Origin of the sequence: Streptomyces sp. NPDC088553, from assembly GCF_044752965.1 — a bacterium.
GTDB lineage: Bacteria > Actinomycetota > Actinomycetes > Streptomycetales > Streptomycetaceae > Streptomyces.
In genome coordinates, this window is sequence record NZ_JBIVMG010000004.1 from 644,060 (window position 1) to 657,568 (window position 13,509).

The following is a 13,509-nucleotide window of genomic DNA, read 5'->3' on the forward strand; positions in this document are numbered from 1 at the left end:
TCCCGTGCCCGGGCCGTGTTCAGAGATTCGCGTGATCCAGGGCGACGAGGAGGCGGCGAGGCGCGAGCAGGGCGCGGCTGACCGGGTCGGCGGGGTCCCGGTCGAGCCCGTCACCGGGCCGCATCTCGACGTCGGCGGGCGGTACGGGGACGCGGCAGGCCGGGCACTCACCGTACGGGCCGAGTTCGGTGCCGCAGTCGGCGTGGTGGAAGTGGCGCACCGCCACGGCTCCGGGGACCTCGGCCCGCCCCCAGGCGCCGAGCGAGCGCAGGACGGGCCAGAGGGCGAGTCCGCGGTCGGTGAGGACGTACTCGTCGCGCGGGGGCGACTCCTGGTAGCGCCGCCGGTCGAGGACGCCGGCCTCGACGAGGGCCTGGAGGCGGGCGGCGAGGACGGCGCGGGGGGCGCCGAGGTGCACGAGGAAGTCGTTGTAGCGGCGGACGCCGTAGAAGGCGTCGCGCACGACGAGCAGGGTCCAGCGCTCCCCGATGACTTCGAGGGCGCGGGCGATGGAGCACTGCTGGTGGGCGTAGTCCTTGCCGAGAGCCATGGAATTCATTCTACCCAATCGAGGTTCATTGAATGAACCTTCCTGGTACCTTGGCCGTCCCGCACAGAGTTCATTCACCGAACCGACGGGTGAAAGGTCCCCGCCATGCCCCAGCTCGCCTCCACCGCCCACACCCCCGCCCCACCCCACGGCCTCCCCGCCCGCACCCGCACCGGGGCCACGCTCGCCGTCACCGCCGCGGCCACCACGGTCGCGCTGATGAACTACACGGCCCCGATGCTCACCCTCCCCGACATGGCCGCCGCGTTCGGCACCCCGGCCTCCGCCCGGGCCTGGCTGCTCAACGGCACCCCGCTCGGCCTCGCCGTCCTCCTCCTGGTGGCCGGCAGCCTCGCCGACGCCCACGGCCGCCGCCGGGTCTTCCTCCTCGGCACCTTCGCCCTCGGCCTCACCACCGCCCTCGGCGCCTTCGCGGGCTCCACGGCCACCTTCACCGCGGCCCGGATCGCCCAGGGCGCGGCGAGCGCGGCGGTCCTCGCGGGCAGCCTCGGCCTGCTGGCCCAGGCCTACCCGGCCGGCCGCGACCGGATCAGGGCGACCGGGATCTGGGGCGCGTCCGTCAGCGCCGGCATCGCCCTGGGCCCGCTCCTCGCGGGCGCGCTGAGCCTGGTGGACTGGCGGCTCGCCTACGAGGTCCTGGGTTTGGCGGCACTGGTGACCGCGGGAGCGGGGGCACGCCTGCTGCCCGCCGACGGGGCGGCGAAGAACCCCGGCGGTTCGGGCACCCGCCCCGACATCGCGGGCGCGACGGCCCTCGGCCTGGCCCTGGCGGCCCTGCTCACCGCGCTCACCCTCGGCCGGGACGGCTGGCTGCGCCCCCAGGTCGGCCTCCTGCTGCTCGCCTCCGTCGCCCTGACGGCGCTGTTCGTACGGGTCGAGCAGCGCAGCCGGACGCCCATGGTGGATCTGGCGCTGCTGCGGCGGCCGGCGTTCCTGGCGTCGACGCTGGGGGCGCTGTTCACGGGCCTGGCCGTGATCGGCCTGTTCAGCGTGGTGCCGGCGCTGCTGCAGAGCGGCGGCGGGACCGGGAACGGCGCGGGTGCCGGGATGTCCCCGCTGGGCGCGGCATGGCTGTTCGTGCTCTGGTCGGGCACGGCGTTCGTCGTGGCCCTGCAGACCCGCCGGCTCGCGGGCCGCCTCTCCGCCCCGTACCAACTGGCCCTGGGTTTCGTCCTGTCGGCGGCGGGGGTCCTGGCCATGCTCGGCGGCCTGGAGGGCCCGGCCGGCTCCTGGCCCCGCCTCCTCCCGGGCCTCCTGGTGGCGGGCGCGGGCAGCGGCCTCCTGAACGCCGCCCTGCCACGCCTCGCGGTCGACTCCGTACCGCCGGAGCGCGCGGCGATGGGTTCGGGCGCCAACAACACCGCCCGCTACATCGGCTCCTCGGCGGGCGTGGCCCTGATGCTGGCCCTGGCGACGGCGGGCCCGGACACCGCGATCCTGGTGGCGGCGACCCTGGCCCTGACGGGCGCGGGGCTCACGCTGACGCTCGGACGACGGCGGCGTCGGTGAACTCCTCCAGGGCGAGGACGTCCTCGTCGGCGCGCCGGTCACCGCGCTCGGGCGGCCCGTACCGACTCACGACCACGCTCACGAGCAGGTTGACGACGAGGGCGAGCAGCCCGGCGTTGACGCCCCACAGTGGATCGTTCCCGGAGAAGACGAGCACGCAGACGATCACCACCCCGACCACGAGCCCGCACACCCCACCCACCACCGTCATCCGCCGCCACACGAGCCCTAGCAGCACCAAGGGCAGGAGCTGGGCCATCCCTTCGTACGAGATGAGGGAGAGCCGTACGAGCGTGTTCGGCGCGGTGTACGTCATGAGGAGCGCGAGTGCCCCGGCGACGACCACGACGCTCTGCGAGAGCCCCTTCTCACGGGCCCGCAGCCGGGGCACGAGACTGAGCACGCTCCGCCCCCACATGGTGCCGATGACCAGCATGAACACGGCCATCGGCACGATCGAGGAGAGCGCGGCCGCGACGCCGACGATCCCGACGGCCCAAGCCGGCAGCGCGTCCGTGACCAGCTTGAACAGCGCGAGGTTCGACTCCGCGCCGACGAGCCCGGGGACGACGAAGAGGGCGGCGGTGCCGAGCAGCATGGGGACGAAGAGCAGGACGTTGTACGCGGGCAGCCAGACGGCGTTGCGGCGGAGGGTGTCGGCGTCGCGGGCGCCGAGGTAGCCGGCGACGGTGGTCGGGAAGATGACGACGGTGAGGGAGTTGAGCACGGTCGTGGAGGCGAACCAGCCGACCCCGTACCCGCTCTCCTCGCCGCCGTGTCCGGGAAGACTCAGCCACTCGCTCTTCTCGTCGACGAGCCGTCCGAAGAACTCCCCGAACCCACCGAAGTAGTGCAGGGGCACGTACACGAACAGGAACCCCAGGGTGAGCACCACGAGGGCGTCCTTGAGCACGGACACCCAGGCGCTCCCCCGCAGCCCGCTGACCACGACGAAGGCCGTCGTGACGGCGAAGGCGAGGAAATAGGCGAGGTCGAGGCCGATGGTCCCGTACGAGATCGTGGAGACGACCACGCCCATCCCGGTGATCTGGAGCTGGATGTACGGCAGCAGGAACACGGTCGCGAGGACGGCGACGGCCGCACCGAGCCAGGGCCGGCGGTACCGGTGGGCGGCCATGTCGCTGAGGGCGACGAGTCCGTGCTTGCGGGCGTACCCCCAGAGCATGGGCCCGACGACGTAACCCACGGCATAGCCGCAGGACATGTAGGCGACGACGTAGAGCACGGGGGCGCCGTAGTTGTAGCCCCAGCCGGCGGCGCCGAGGTAACTGAAACTGGTGTAGCCCTCCCCCGCCATGAGCACCCAGATGAACACGGGCCCGAGCGAACGCCCGCCGACGGACCAGGCGTCCAGCCCACCGGTCTGGTGCCGGCGCACGGCGAGAAGCCCGAGAACGACGGTGAGCACCATGAAGAACGCGAAGACGGACACGGCGACGGCGGCGGAACTCACGACCGGTCCCCCCGCCGGGCGAGGGCGACGGCGACGGGGGTGACGAGGGTCGCCCCGAACAGCCAGAGGACGAACAACGGCACCCGGTTCACGAACGGCAGCGCGACGACGAACAGGAGGTACGGGAGGAGGAGCCACAGCAGATGGGGCCGACGTCTGATCACCCGGCCGACCCTAACGAGGAGACCCTCGCCCAGGAGACCAGCTTCGCCCAGACGACGAGCCGGTAGGCACTGCTGAACTCGGGGGTGCAGGTGGTGAGGGTGAGATAGGCGCCGGGGGCGTCGTACCCGTACGAGGGCGAGACGACCGACCGCGGCACGGCCCGCACCACCCCCACGTCACGGGGAGCGGTCCGGGGCAGGATCCGATCGACGCGATAGGTGTACGTGGCCCCCCGCGTCCGCACGGAGATGACATCCCCCCTGGCGAGCCGGTTGATGTACCGGAAGGGCTCGCCGTGGGTGTTGCGATGCCCGGCGAGAGCGAAGTTCCCGGTACGACCGGGGGCGGCGGTGCCGGGATAGTGCCCGACGTACCCCTTGTCGAGGACGGACCGCTTGGAGACGCCGTGGGCGACGGGGACGGTCAGTCCGAGACGGGGGATACGGAGGACGGCGAAGGCGGCGGAGGGGGCCGTGCGGGTCGCACCCGGGGCGGGTCCACCGGAGGGAGCGCCGGTACTGGAGGAGCTGGACGGGCCACTGGCACTGGCGGGGCCGGCGGGGCTGGCGGCATCGGAGGCACTGGAGGTAGGGGAGGGGGGAGAGATGTCCCACTCCCGCTCGAGCACACGCACCTGCTGGAGGGCCTCGGCACGGGCCTGCTGGTTGGTCCACCAGAGCTGGTGGACCACGAGAAGCAGGACGACAACACCACAGGTGACGACGGTCTCGGCGCACACCCACAGCACGCGCGCACCGGTACGGCGCCGCCCCCGCGACTGGACGACGACCGGCACCCGCTGCCCCACCCTGGCCCGCACGCGGGGCACGATAAGCGCTGAGGCGCCAACTCTCCAGGCCCGTACAGCAGTACGGTGGAGAGCATGCGCCCCGACACGCCTGCCGCCCACACCACCGAAGCCGAGCGCCTGCTGCGCACGGCAGCGCAGTACCCGGGAGACCGGGAACCCCTGTACCTCCAGGCCGCGGCACACCTGGAACTGGCGGGCGACCGCCAGGCAGCGACGGCCCTGTACGACACGCTGCTCTCCGCCTCCCCCACGAACCCGCTCCTGATCAGGTCGCTGAAGGCGGCGAACCTGTGGGAGTACGGCCACGAGGCGGAGGCCCGCGCGATCATCGAAGGCGTCCGGAGCGCACGGCCCACGGACGCGGCGCCGTGGGAGATCGCGGCGGAGACGCTGGAGGCGCACGACGAACTGGAGGCGGCGGAGAAGACGCTGACGGAAGCGGCGGCGCTGCTGGTCACGTCGGCGGAACTCCCCCACGCGACACAATCGCTCCTCATGACCCGCCACCGCATCCGGCGGATGCTGGCGCTGGGACACGACGACTGGGACGACCAGGCGGACCGCCTGCACACGGCGGACGTCCCGCTGGACGAACTCCACGACCCGAAGCGCCTGTGGTCACTCGGCTCGGAGGACCCGGCGGAACTCCAGGCGGAGATCGCCCGCCTCCGCTCGGAACTGGGCACGTACCGCACGGCCCTCTCCCGCCCGTTCCCGGTGGCGGTCCTGCACTGGCCGGAACCGGAACTGGACGAACTGCTCGCGGCGTACCCGGAACTGGAGGCCGAGTACCCCACGTACCGCGCTCACCTGACGGACATCGAGGCCTCCCTCCGAGAACTCGCCCAGGCGGGCACCCCGAACCTGGGCATCGTCCGAGCCACGGTCCCCTCGTACGAAGCCTTCGCAGCCTCGGAATCCACCCACCCGTCGAACGCGGACCTGCTGCCGCAGTACGCGACGACCCTGGCGGCCCGCGGCAAGGCGACGGCTTGGCCGCCGGCGCGGGGCGAGGAGTGCTGGTGCGGCCGGGAGGCTACGTACGGGGAGTGCCACGGGGCGGAGTGATCAGCGGACCTCCGGCACAATGCAGGTGTGTCCGAAGCCGTACCGTCGTCCCCCGCCGTCTCGGCCCGCATGAGCAGGCAAGCCAGCAAGAACACAGCCGCCGAGCTCGCGGTCCGGCGTCTTCTCCATGCGGCCGGCCTGCGCTACCGCGTCGAGTTCCCGGTCCCGGGCATGGCCCGACGGCGGATCGACGTCGCCTTCACCTCCGTCAAGGTGGCCGTGCTGATCGACGGCTGCTTCTGGCACGGCTGCCCGGAGCACGCCACGCAGCCGAAGGCGAATGCCGAGTGGTGGCGGCAGAAGCTCGACCGCAACATGACGCGTGACAGGGAGACGACCGAGCACCTGGAGGCCCAGGGCTGGGTGGTCCTGCGCTTCTGGGAGCACCTGCCGGCGGCCGAGGTCGCGGCGACGGTGAAAGCGACGGTGGATCGGGAGCGCCTGGGTCGCACCAGGCCCTCGCGGGGACGTGCAGGCGGATGATGGGTGATCGGCTTCGCTTCGTGGATGTCTGCTCCGGCGCCGGCGGGCTGGCGACGGGATTGGAGAGCGCGGGCTTCTCGCCGGTACTCCTCCTCGACGACAAACCTCAGGCGTGCGAGACCCTGCTGGCCAACAGGCCGCACTGGAACGTGATCCGTGAGGACCTGGTCGCCTTCCTGCCGGACGAGCACCCGGAGACCCTGGACGTCGATCTTCTGTCGGCCGGTCTTCCGCGGGTGAAGGCCTCGGCCGCCGTGGGGCGCGCGGACAGCGACCAGGAGCTGCGACTTCTCACCGCCACGATCTATCTCGTCCACGCGATCCAGCCACGCGCCCTGTTGCTGGAGAACCTGCCCGCCCTCGTCGACTCCCCCACGTACTCCGCCGTGCGCGAGTTCGTCCGGGCCGAACTCACACATCTCGGGTATCGGCTGTGCTGGTTCGTGCTCAACGCGGCGGACTTCGGGGTACCGCAGGAACGCAGACAGGGCATTCTCGTGGCTCTCAAGGAGCCGTGGTTCGACGCCTTCTCCCCTCCCGACCCGACCGTGGACGAGCCCGTCCCGGTCGGTCGGGTCCTGCTCCCGTCCATGAGAGCCCGGGGTTGGCGCGACGCCGAGGCCTGGGCAGCCCAGGCCTCGGCCGTGGCCCCGACGCTGGTCGGAGGATCCGAGAATCGTGGCGGGGCGGATCTGGGTCCCTCCGGAACGAAGCGGGCCTGGGCGCGCATGGGGGTGAACGCCGGCTCGTTGGCGGACGAGGTGCCCGGAGCTGATTACGTGTGGCCACGCTCGGACGACCCCTCGCAGATGGTGAAGATCACGGTGGACCAGGCGGCCCTCCTGCAGTCGTTCCCCCCGGAGTGGCGGATCACGGGGCGGAAGACCGCCCGGTACCGGCAGATCGGTCACGCCACACCCCCACCCGTGGGCAGGGAACTCGGTACGGCCATAGCGACCGCGCTCCGCTCTGTCCACAGGCCGTAGACGAGGCGTACACCGCACCTCGGCCGGCCGGCTAGACTTCACGCCCATGAGTCACGTCGAGATGCAACACCCCTCACCGGCGAAGTTCCGCATTCTGGACCTCTTCGCGGGCCCCGGTGGGCTCGATGTGGCTGCGCATGTCCTCGGGCACGAGGTGACCGGTATCGAGTGGGATGCCGGAGCATGCGCGACCCGTGCCAAGGCGGGGATGGACACCTTCAAGGGCGACGTCCGCGAGTACCGTGCCGCCTTCTTCCCCCATGCCCAGGTGCTGACCGGTGGACCGCCGTGCCAGACCTTCACCGTCGCAGGGCACGGCGCGGGGCGCAGGGCGCTGGACGATGTGCTGCGGTACATCGGCCGCCTGCACACGGTTGTGCGCGACACCGCTGATCACCCCGACCCGCTGGCAGCCTGGACACAGGTCTTCCGCGCCTGGCGTCAGATCCACGAGGAGCTCAGGCGCAAGGAGGTCGAGGCCCGTGCGCTCAAGGCCGAGAAGCGCGCTGTGGAGCAGTCCAGGACCGAGAAGCGCAAGGCCATGCGGAATCGTCTCGAGGAGCTGGGGAACTCGACGGAGGAGGCGAAGCGGCTCTTGAAGGAGCTCAATGCGCCTCGGACCCTCACGTTCCCCGATGCCGAGCTCACCCGTCTGCTCAAGGAATTCGGCGATCTGGACGGCGAGCTGGAGAAGCTGAAAGTCCGACTCGAGGAGCTGGGCGACGAGCGGACGGGACTCGTCCTGCAGCCCCTGTGGTGGATCATCGAGCGCAGCAGGCGGCCCGGCTCGACGGCGTACGAGGCCGTCGTCCTGGAACAGGTACCGGCGGTGATGCGGGTGTGGGAGGAGTACGAAGCGGTGCTCCGCACCCTCGAGTACCGGACCGCGACGCAGCTCCTGCACACCGAGGCCTTCGGTGTGCCCCAGACCCGACGGCGCGCGGTGCTGATGGCCCGACGGGACGGGGACGTCCGTGACCCTCTTCCGAGGATGAAGGAGACCCACGAGCTGTACCACCGCGGCGCTTCCCGTCCCGCGCCGGCGAAGGCGGACCAGACCGAGACGCTTCCTGTGGAGACCACCGGGGATGAACAGGACCGGCCCCGGCCCGAGAAGTGGATCTCCATGGAGACCGCGCTGATGCACGCCGAGCCGTTCTCGGGCGGCAAGGTGCGCTCCCGTCCCCCGTTCACCGTCGTCTCCAACTACGGGACCGGCGGGGTGCCGGAGGCTCGTGGCCGGCGTGACCACGACACCCCATCCGCGACGATCACCGGAAAGGTGTCGCGGAACCGCGTGGTCCACCAAGGCACCGACAAGGACCTGGACGGCGAGCTCGACCGTTTCAACAGCGCCGAGGCAGGAGTGCTGCAGACGTTCCCCGCCGCGTACCCGTGGGACGGGAACGACGTGTCGCAGCAGATCGGCAATGCCGTACCTCCCAGGCTCGCTCTGCACGTGTTGCGACACGTGCTCGAGCCCGACCTGGACAAGAAGGAGGCGGCGGAAAGGCTCGAGCAGGGGGTCCAGGACCTGGTGGCCTGGGCGCCCGAGCGGACGGTGAAGCCTCTCGGGCACCGCGACCTGAAGGGTCACCCGCTCACCGGCAGGTGACCCTCCCGCTCAGCCCTGCACCGTCCTGCCTCTGACCGGAGCTGTCTCGAACAGATCCGCGAAGAGGTCGGTGAGCGCGACCACCGAGGTCTCCGGGACCGGATCCTCGTCAGGTCCGTCCGGCAAGGAACGTCGCGGGACCGAGGGCGCTGCCTCGGCCTCCGCGACCCACCGGCGCAGCACCTCGGGGTCACGCGGCTCGTCCGGAGCCAACGCGTCGTAGACGAGGGTCGCTCCGGCGGCGTTGATCGCCGTCATGAGGCCCTCGATCTCACGGCCGGTGGTGGCGATCCCGCGTCCCAGGACCCGTACCAGGGCCTGGGCGGTGGGCCGGTGGTCGATGAGATCACGCCGCAGGGCGGAGTGGATCAGGTCCTGGTTGGCGCACGCCGCCTCGACGGGGGAGTAGTCGTTTCCGTTGCGGAACATCTCCGCCGCCCACCACAGCCGCGAGAAGCACTGCCGATCGAGTGCGCCCTTGAAGCGTTCCGGATTGATCTTCGATTTGCTCGGGGGGAGGTGCCGCCACGCCACGTAGTCCGGAGCGACGGCCAGGGCGAGATGGTTCCAGAGCCTTCGGTCCGCCGCCTCCCGCCGCGTGAGGCGAAGAGTGGCGTGCAGCCGGGGCGCCAGCCATGCGTCGGCCTGGGTCCGATTGTCGCGGAACCCGTGCAGCGCGTCCTCCACGAGTTCCCTGAGCAGTTCGACCTCCCAGCGGGGATCATCCTCCGGCAACGGCTCGACGACTTTGGCGAGGTCCACTCCTCCGTGACCCTCGACCCCCTTGAGCAGGTCCTCCGTCAGGAACGGGTCGGCCGCCGACGCGGACAGCAGACCGAGCCGCAGAGGGAGGTGGAGCGGTTTCTCGATCATGCCTTGTCCCCTCGGTTCAGCTGCTGGAGTCCGCGCAGGGCGTTGGTGAGCGCCTTGCTCGCGCCGGCGCGCCGCACGGCCGCGTAGTGGATACGAGTCTGGAGCTCCACCCAACCCGCGTCGCCGGTGCGCCGCCGGTGCACCCGGCGGAGTGCCTCCTCCACGTGGACCCCCGGAACCACGTCGGGGAGCATCTCGCGCAGCACCTCGCCCTGCCAGTCGGTGGGAAAGACCGGCGAGCCGTCCGGTTCCAGCTCCAGGTCGCCCACGGAACTGTGGAACACGGCGGTCCAGACGTCGGTGGCCATCTGCGCGACGAGCATCTCGTGGACCTTGCTCTCAAGACCTCCGCTCTCTGCGCCCAGCAGGTCGGAGAAACCCTCGATGTCCGTGTTGATCAGGACCGCGGGCAGCCGTCCCGAGGCATCCACGATCCAGGGAACGTCGGTATAGGGGCGCAGCCATTCCCGTGTGCTCTTCGAGAAGCTCACCTGCTTCACGTCGAGGCGGAGACCGCCGAGCGGTTCCTCCGCGACGACGTCGACGGTCCAGTCCTCGTCGGTCTCCGCGATCGACCGGCCCGGCACCCCGTCGACCTCGGCGACGGCCAGGGCCGCGAGGGTGGCGCGACCGACGTGGTCCTCACGGGACACCTCGACGGTGCCGGACCACTCCTTGCTCCCCGGGGCGTCCTGCCGGAGGTCGACGGCGGTGCGTACGTTCGTCTCGCCGTCGGTGAGGACGGCGAGGACACGCAGCCCGGTCCACGGTGCGTCGTCGGAGTCGGCACCGGGCGGCAGGGTGGCGGACAGGCCGATGCGGGCCGACACCCAGTCCCCGTGCTGGGCAACGCCCAGGGCGACGGTCCGCTGCTGGGTGGAGTACGCCGACGTGTCCAGATGGTCACGGTTGCCGTCGGGGAGCCTGAGCGTGGCCGAGGTCACGCGGAGGGCGATCGGACGGTTGAGCCGCTTGTACGGATAGAACTTCATGGCTCACTCCCCCTTGCCGGCGCGCAGTTCGAGCACGAGCCGGGTGAGCGCTGTACGGACCGGATGGCTGGTGACGTCGGTGGATCCCCTGAACACGGCGCGCCGGGCGCCGGGCGAGAAGCGGAGCACCCCGTTCTCGACCTCGCAGCCGTCCACGGCGACGAGTTCCGCCCAGTCGAGTCGGGGACGGCTGCCCGAGCGCACGTCGAGCAGGACCGTCGGCGTCATGGTGGGCAGCTCTTCGGCACGGGGAAGCTTCACCTCGGCGGTGATCTGCCATTCCCCCGCCTCACCGATCGAGGCCTGCAGACCGTCGAGTTCCGGAAGGGACGGCCCCGCTGCACGCCGTGGCGCCGCGGTGGTCCTGCGGGGGACGGTGAGCGCCTTCCGCAGCTTCGTGCCGCCTTCTCCGGCGGAGCGCTTCGGCTTGGCGACCAGTTCCTTCACCGCCGAGTTGACCTCGGTGGTGAGCCTGCTGATGCGGTGGTGGGCGGTGTGCGACCAGCGCAGGGTCAGTTCCTCCGTCTGCCCCCACCGGTCGTGCTCCGGCGGCTCGGCCGCGCGCAGGAAATCCTCGGCCTCGTCGACGAAGGGAACCGAGTCCCCCGCCGCGTGCCCCGTGAGGAGAACGGCCTGGAAGGCGTTGACGCCGAGGGGCAGCCCCGCGACCCCGGACTTCTTGATGGTCATCCGGTTGCCGCGCAAAGAGTGGACCTGGTTGGGAGCACCGTCGGCGTCCTCGGCGTCCGTGACGAGGAGCACGGCCTGATGCGTGCCGAGCGTGCCATGGCGCCCGCCTGCGAGAGGCAGCTTGAACGGGACCGTGCGCAGGGCGACCTGACCGGCCTCCGTGAGCCGGTCCACGGTCGTGCCTTCGTAGAAGGCTCGCAGGGCTCGGGTGCGTGAGGGTTGGGTGACGGTGGGATCGACCTTCTCCTCCTCGACGACGACCTCCCCGTTACGGAGGGTGCGCACCGAGGTCTCCAGGAGCGGGAGGCGGCTTCCTCCGCCGGTCATCGCAGCCCAGAAGTCCCGTCCCAGCGCCTCGACCAATCTCCGGTGCATGGCTCGGACGTCCCGGGTCCCGTCGTCATCGGCACCTTCCTCCTCGTCGAGGTCGAGGTCGACGGTGCTCTGGTCGAGGCTCGCGACGTCGTGGGCGCCGACGATGAGGAAGGAGGTGCCGGGCTCGTCGCTGTCACGGGTGAGATGGAGGCTCGCGACCGTCTCCTCGTCGGCCCACCAGGAGCGGGCCACCAGCGCTCCCGGGCTGTCCGGATCCGGACGTCCCAGCCATGCGGGACCCGCGTACGGCTCCCCTTCCACGAAGCGCCACGGCAGCTCCAGGCGGCCGATGACGCGACGCTCGGTCCGACCCTCGTGGGGGACGGAGAGCGTGGAGTTGATCAAGACCATGCCGAGCGCGCTGGTCGCCCAGAGCGTCGCCTTGCCGAGGCCGTAGGAACCGCCCGCGCCACGACCGGACTTGAGGCTCTCCAGCTGGCGACGGACGACGGCGGCGAACTTGCCGTCGTCGTAGTCGTCGCCTGTGAGTCCGGAGGCGTTGTAGTCGTCGACTCGGAGGAGGACGAGCCGCCCGTTCTCGAACATGTCGCGGACGCCGGCATCGACGACGCGTCCGACCTTCTGGTGGGAGGCGCTCTGCGAGACCGACGCGTAGTGGGGATGGAGGTCGTCCCAGAGGATCGCCTTGCGGAAGGCGTCCAGCATCCCGCCGGTCAGCTCGTGGATGGTGTAGCGCACCCGCACGGGGCGACCATTCTCGGCCAGCCGCTCGTCGAGGCTGTTCTGACACGTCTCCCGAGCGAGCACCTGGACGTCGGCGTCGAAGGCGAAGGCAGCGGCGTTGCCGCCGTCGCGTCCGCCGTCGTGATAGCCGGGCCGGTGGTACCAGGTGACGGGGAGTCCGACCTGGGTGTCGGTGGTACGCGTGTGCACCGTCCCCAGGTCCGTCCCGAGGGCCTTGGCGATCTCCACCATGACGGTCGGGCGCGGGACCGATCGCTTGGTGATCCACGCCGAGACCGCGGCCCGGGTCAGCCCCAGCTCCTCCGCCAACTCCGCCTGGGACTTGCCAGCGAGCCTGAGCTGACGGGCCAACCAGGGCCCGAACTCCTCGCCTGTCTCCATGCGACCACCCCACTCCTGCCACTGCGATTGCGGACACGAGCAGGCTAATTTGACGCGGAAGATCCCGTCAATCGGAACTTGACATCTTCAGTCACCCCCGAAGTCCAACCCCATCGACCGAGTTGTACTGGAATTTAACTTATTGCCCGTTTTGCTCCATGCGGAGAATCTCCATCCGGTCGAACAGGAGATCTATGGGCGGCCACTCACCCGGAATCGCGAATTCCATTCATGGAGAAATCGTCAACGGACTGGCGGACGCGGATCGAATCCCCTACATTCCAATGTGTCGGAATAGGAAACCGCACCCGGAAACCCTCTTCCGTAATGACGGGGAGAGCTCTACCCATTTCCTCTCCACGCCTTTCTTCGACGCCCCTCCGGCGAACTCCATGAGACGTCGACGAACCGGACTGGCGCAGCCGGTGAGAATTCCGCTAACGTTTTTCGCACGCCGCTCGGAGCGGCCGTCACAGACGGTCGCCCGGGCGGCACTGCGCCATGCATAAAAAGAGTTTCCCCGGGCCGACGACGACGGTTCAGGGCCACGTAGAAAGACGGTGAGGCACCCATGGAAGAATCCTCGGGAGAGGCGGAGTCGTACGGCTTCGACCATTGTTCGACGCCTTCGAGCGGTCGGGAGTTAAGCTCCGTCCAGCTGGATTGGAGCAGTGCGACCACCGACACGGAACGGAAGCAGGTCATCGCCGACGCCGGAACGACGCTCGAGGAGCTCCGGGAAATCCACGGCCTCGACGTCGAACGGTACGGAACCGCCGTCGGCGATCGCTGACGCGGGCCCGCGCAGCAG

13 protein-coding genes are annotated in these 13,509 nt (G+C 70.5%); 6 read left to right on the forward strand and 7 right to left on the reverse strand.

Annotated elements, in window-relative coordinates; translation table 11 throughout:
* Positions 1-19: 19 nt before the first annotated feature.
* A complete protein-coding gene (locus ACIP8Z_RS15960) occupies positions 20-559 on the reverse strand; it encodes a winged helix-turn-helix transcriptional regulator (RefSeq protein WP_389026031.1) in 540 nt (179 codons plus the stop codon).
* Between the two features lie 96 nt (positions 560-655).
* Here ACIP8Z_RS15960 and ACIP8Z_RS15965 point away from each other — a divergent pair, with 96 nt between their 5' ends.
* On the forward strand, positions 656-2,080 hold the full coding sequence (locus ACIP8Z_RS15965) for an MFS transporter (RefSeq protein WP_402083571.1): 1,425 nt from the start codon (positions 656-658) through the stop codon (positions 2,078-2,080).
* On the opposite strand, the gene ACIP8Z_RS15970 is transcribed toward ACIP8Z_RS15965, so the two are convergent.
* Genes ACIP8Z_RS15970 through ACIP8Z_RS15980 form a run of 3 tightly spaced genes read right to left on the reverse strand, consistent with a single transcriptional unit; the run spans position 2,046 to position 4,539 of the window.
* Positions 2,046-3,512 (reverse strand): sodium:solute symporter, encoded by a 1,467-nt coding sequence (locus ACIP8Z_RS15970; protein WP_402083863.1) that lies wholly within the window; start codon positions 3,510-3,512, stop codon positions 2,046-2,048. The two genes, ACIP8Z_RS15965 and ACIP8Z_RS15970, sit on opposite strands and share 35 nt — an antisense overlap.
* A gap of 38 nt (positions 3,513-3,550) precedes the next feature.
* Entirely contained in the window at positions 3,551-3,718 is a 168-nt protein-coding gene (locus tag ACIP8Z_RS15975) for a hypothetical protein (protein ID WP_266966298.1), read from the reverse strand.
* A complete protein-coding gene (locus ACIP8Z_RS15980; protein ID WP_402083576.1) occupies positions 3,715-4,539 on the reverse strand; it encodes a class E sortase in 825 nt (274 codons plus the stop codon). The genes ACIP8Z_RS15975 and ACIP8Z_RS15980 overlap by 4 nt, the downstream gene beginning before the upstream one ends.
* Before the next feature lie 63 nt (positions 4,540-4,602).
* On the opposite strand from ACIP8Z_RS15980, the gene ACIP8Z_RS15985 reads away from it, so the two are divergent.
* The 4 genes from ACIP8Z_RS15985 (at position 4,603) to ACIP8Z_RS16000 (ending at position 8,682) form a co-directional block, all read left to right on the forward strand.
* Positions 4,603-5,598 (forward strand): hypothetical protein, encoded by a 996-nt coding sequence (locus tag ACIP8Z_RS15985; RefSeq protein WP_402083577.1) that lies wholly within the window; start codon positions 4,603-4,605, stop codon positions 5,596-5,598.
* A 69-nt stretch (positions 5,599-5,667) separates the two neighbouring features.
* A complete protein-coding gene (locus ACIP8Z_RS15990; protein WP_402083865.1) occupies positions 5,668-6,081 on the forward strand; it encodes a very short patch repair endonuclease in 414 nt (137 codons plus the stop codon).
* Positions 6,081-7,067, forward strand: a complete 987-nt coding sequence (locus ACIP8Z_RS15995) for a DNA cytosine methyltransferase (RefSeq protein ID WP_402083579.1) — start codon at positions 6,081-6,083, stop codon at positions 7,065-7,067. Before ACIP8Z_RS15990 ends, ACIP8Z_RS15995 begins: the two co-directional genes overlap by 1 nt.
* A 46-nt stretch (positions 7,068-7,113) precedes the next feature.
* Positions 7,114-8,682: a DNA cytosine methyltransferase gene (locus tag ACIP8Z_RS16000; RefSeq protein ID WP_402083582.1), complete on the forward strand. Its 1,569-nt coding sequence runs from the start codon at positions 7,114-7,116 to the stop codon at positions 8,680-8,682.
* A gap of 9 nt (positions 8,683-8,691) precedes the next feature.
* Here the strand turns inward: ACIP8Z_RS16000 and ACIP8Z_RS16005 are convergent, their stop codons facing one another.
* From ACIP8Z_RS16005 to ACIP8Z_RS16015, 3 genes are read right to left on the reverse strand one after another with little or no spacing between them, the layout of a single operon-like run.
* Positions 8,692-9,555, reverse strand: coding sequence for a DUF6339 family protein (locus tag ACIP8Z_RS16005; protein ID WP_402083585.1), 864 nt, complete (start codon positions 9,553-9,555; stop codon positions 8,692-8,694).
* Positions 9,552-10,547: a hypothetical protein gene (locus ACIP8Z_RS16010; RefSeq protein ID WP_402083588.1), complete on the reverse strand. Its 996-nt coding sequence runs from the start codon at positions 10,545-10,547 to the stop codon at positions 9,552-9,554. The genes ACIP8Z_RS16005 and ACIP8Z_RS16010 overlap by 4 nt, the downstream gene beginning before the upstream one ends.
* A gap of 3 nt (positions 10,548-10,550) precedes the next feature.
* The gene (locus ACIP8Z_RS16015) at positions 10,551-12,698 is read right to left on the reverse strand and encodes a helix-turn-helix domain-containing protein (protein ID WP_402083590.1); all 2,148 of its coding nucleotides are present in this window, start codon (positions 12,696-12,698) and stop codon (positions 10,551-10,553) included.
* A gap of 571 nt (positions 12,699-13,269) precedes the next feature.
* Here ACIP8Z_RS16015 and ACIP8Z_RS16020 point away from each other — a divergent pair.
* The gene (locus ACIP8Z_RS16020) at positions 13,270-13,491 is read left to right on the forward strand and encodes a hypothetical protein (RefSeq protein WP_402083593.1); all 222 of its coding nucleotides are present in this window, start codon (positions 13,270-13,272) and stop codon (positions 13,489-13,491) included.
* Positions 13,492-13,509 lie beyond the last annotated feature (18 nt).

Bases quoted from the DNA above. Each gene is read 5' to 3' on its own strand.
- ACIP8Z_RS15960 (WP_389026031.1), bottom strand. From the start codon at position 559: ATGAATTCCATGGCTCTCGGCAAGGACTACGCCCACCAGCAGTGCTCC.
- ACIP8Z_RS16005 (WP_402083585.1), bottom strand. From the start codon at position 9,555: ATGATCGAGAAACCGCTCCACCTCCCTCTGCGGCTCGGTCTGCTGTCC.
- ACIP8Z_RS15995 (WP_402083579.1), top strand. From the start codon at position 6,081: ATGGGTGATCGGCTTCGCTTCGTGGATGTCTGCTCCGGCGCCGGCGGG.
- ACIP8Z_RS16010 (WP_402083588.1), bottom strand. From the start codon at position 10,547: ATGAAGTTCTATCCGTACAAGCGGCTCAACCGTCCGATCGCCCTCCGC.
- ACIP8Z_RS16000 (WP_402083582.1), top strand. From the start codon at position 7,114: ATGAGTCACGTCGAGATGCAACACCCCTCACCGGCGAAGTTCCGCATT.
- ACIP8Z_RS15965 (WP_402083571.1), top strand. From the start codon at position 656: ATGCCCCAGCTCGCCTCCACCGCCCACACCCCCGCCCCACCCCACGGC.
- ACIP8Z_RS15990 (WP_402083865.1), top strand. From the start codon at position 5,668: ATGAGCAGGCAAGCCAGCAAGAACACAGCCGCCGAGCTCGCGGTCCGG.
- ACIP8Z_RS15985 (WP_402083577.1), top strand. From the start codon at position 4,603: ATGCGCCCCGACACGCCTGCCGCCCACACCACCGAAGCCGAGCGCCTG.
- ACIP8Z_RS15970 (WP_402083863.1), bottom strand. From the start codon at position 3,512: ATGGTGCTCACCGTCGTTCTCGGGCTTCTCGCCGTGCGCCGGCACCAG.
- ACIP8Z_RS16015 (WP_402083590.1), bottom strand. From the start codon at position 12,698: ATGGAGACAGGCGAGGAGTTCGGGCCCTGGTTGGCCCGTCAGCTCAGG.
- ACIP8Z_RS16020 (WP_402083593.1), top strand. From the start codon at position 13,270: ATGGAAGAATCCTCGGGAGAGGCGGAGTCGTACGGCTTCGACCATTGT.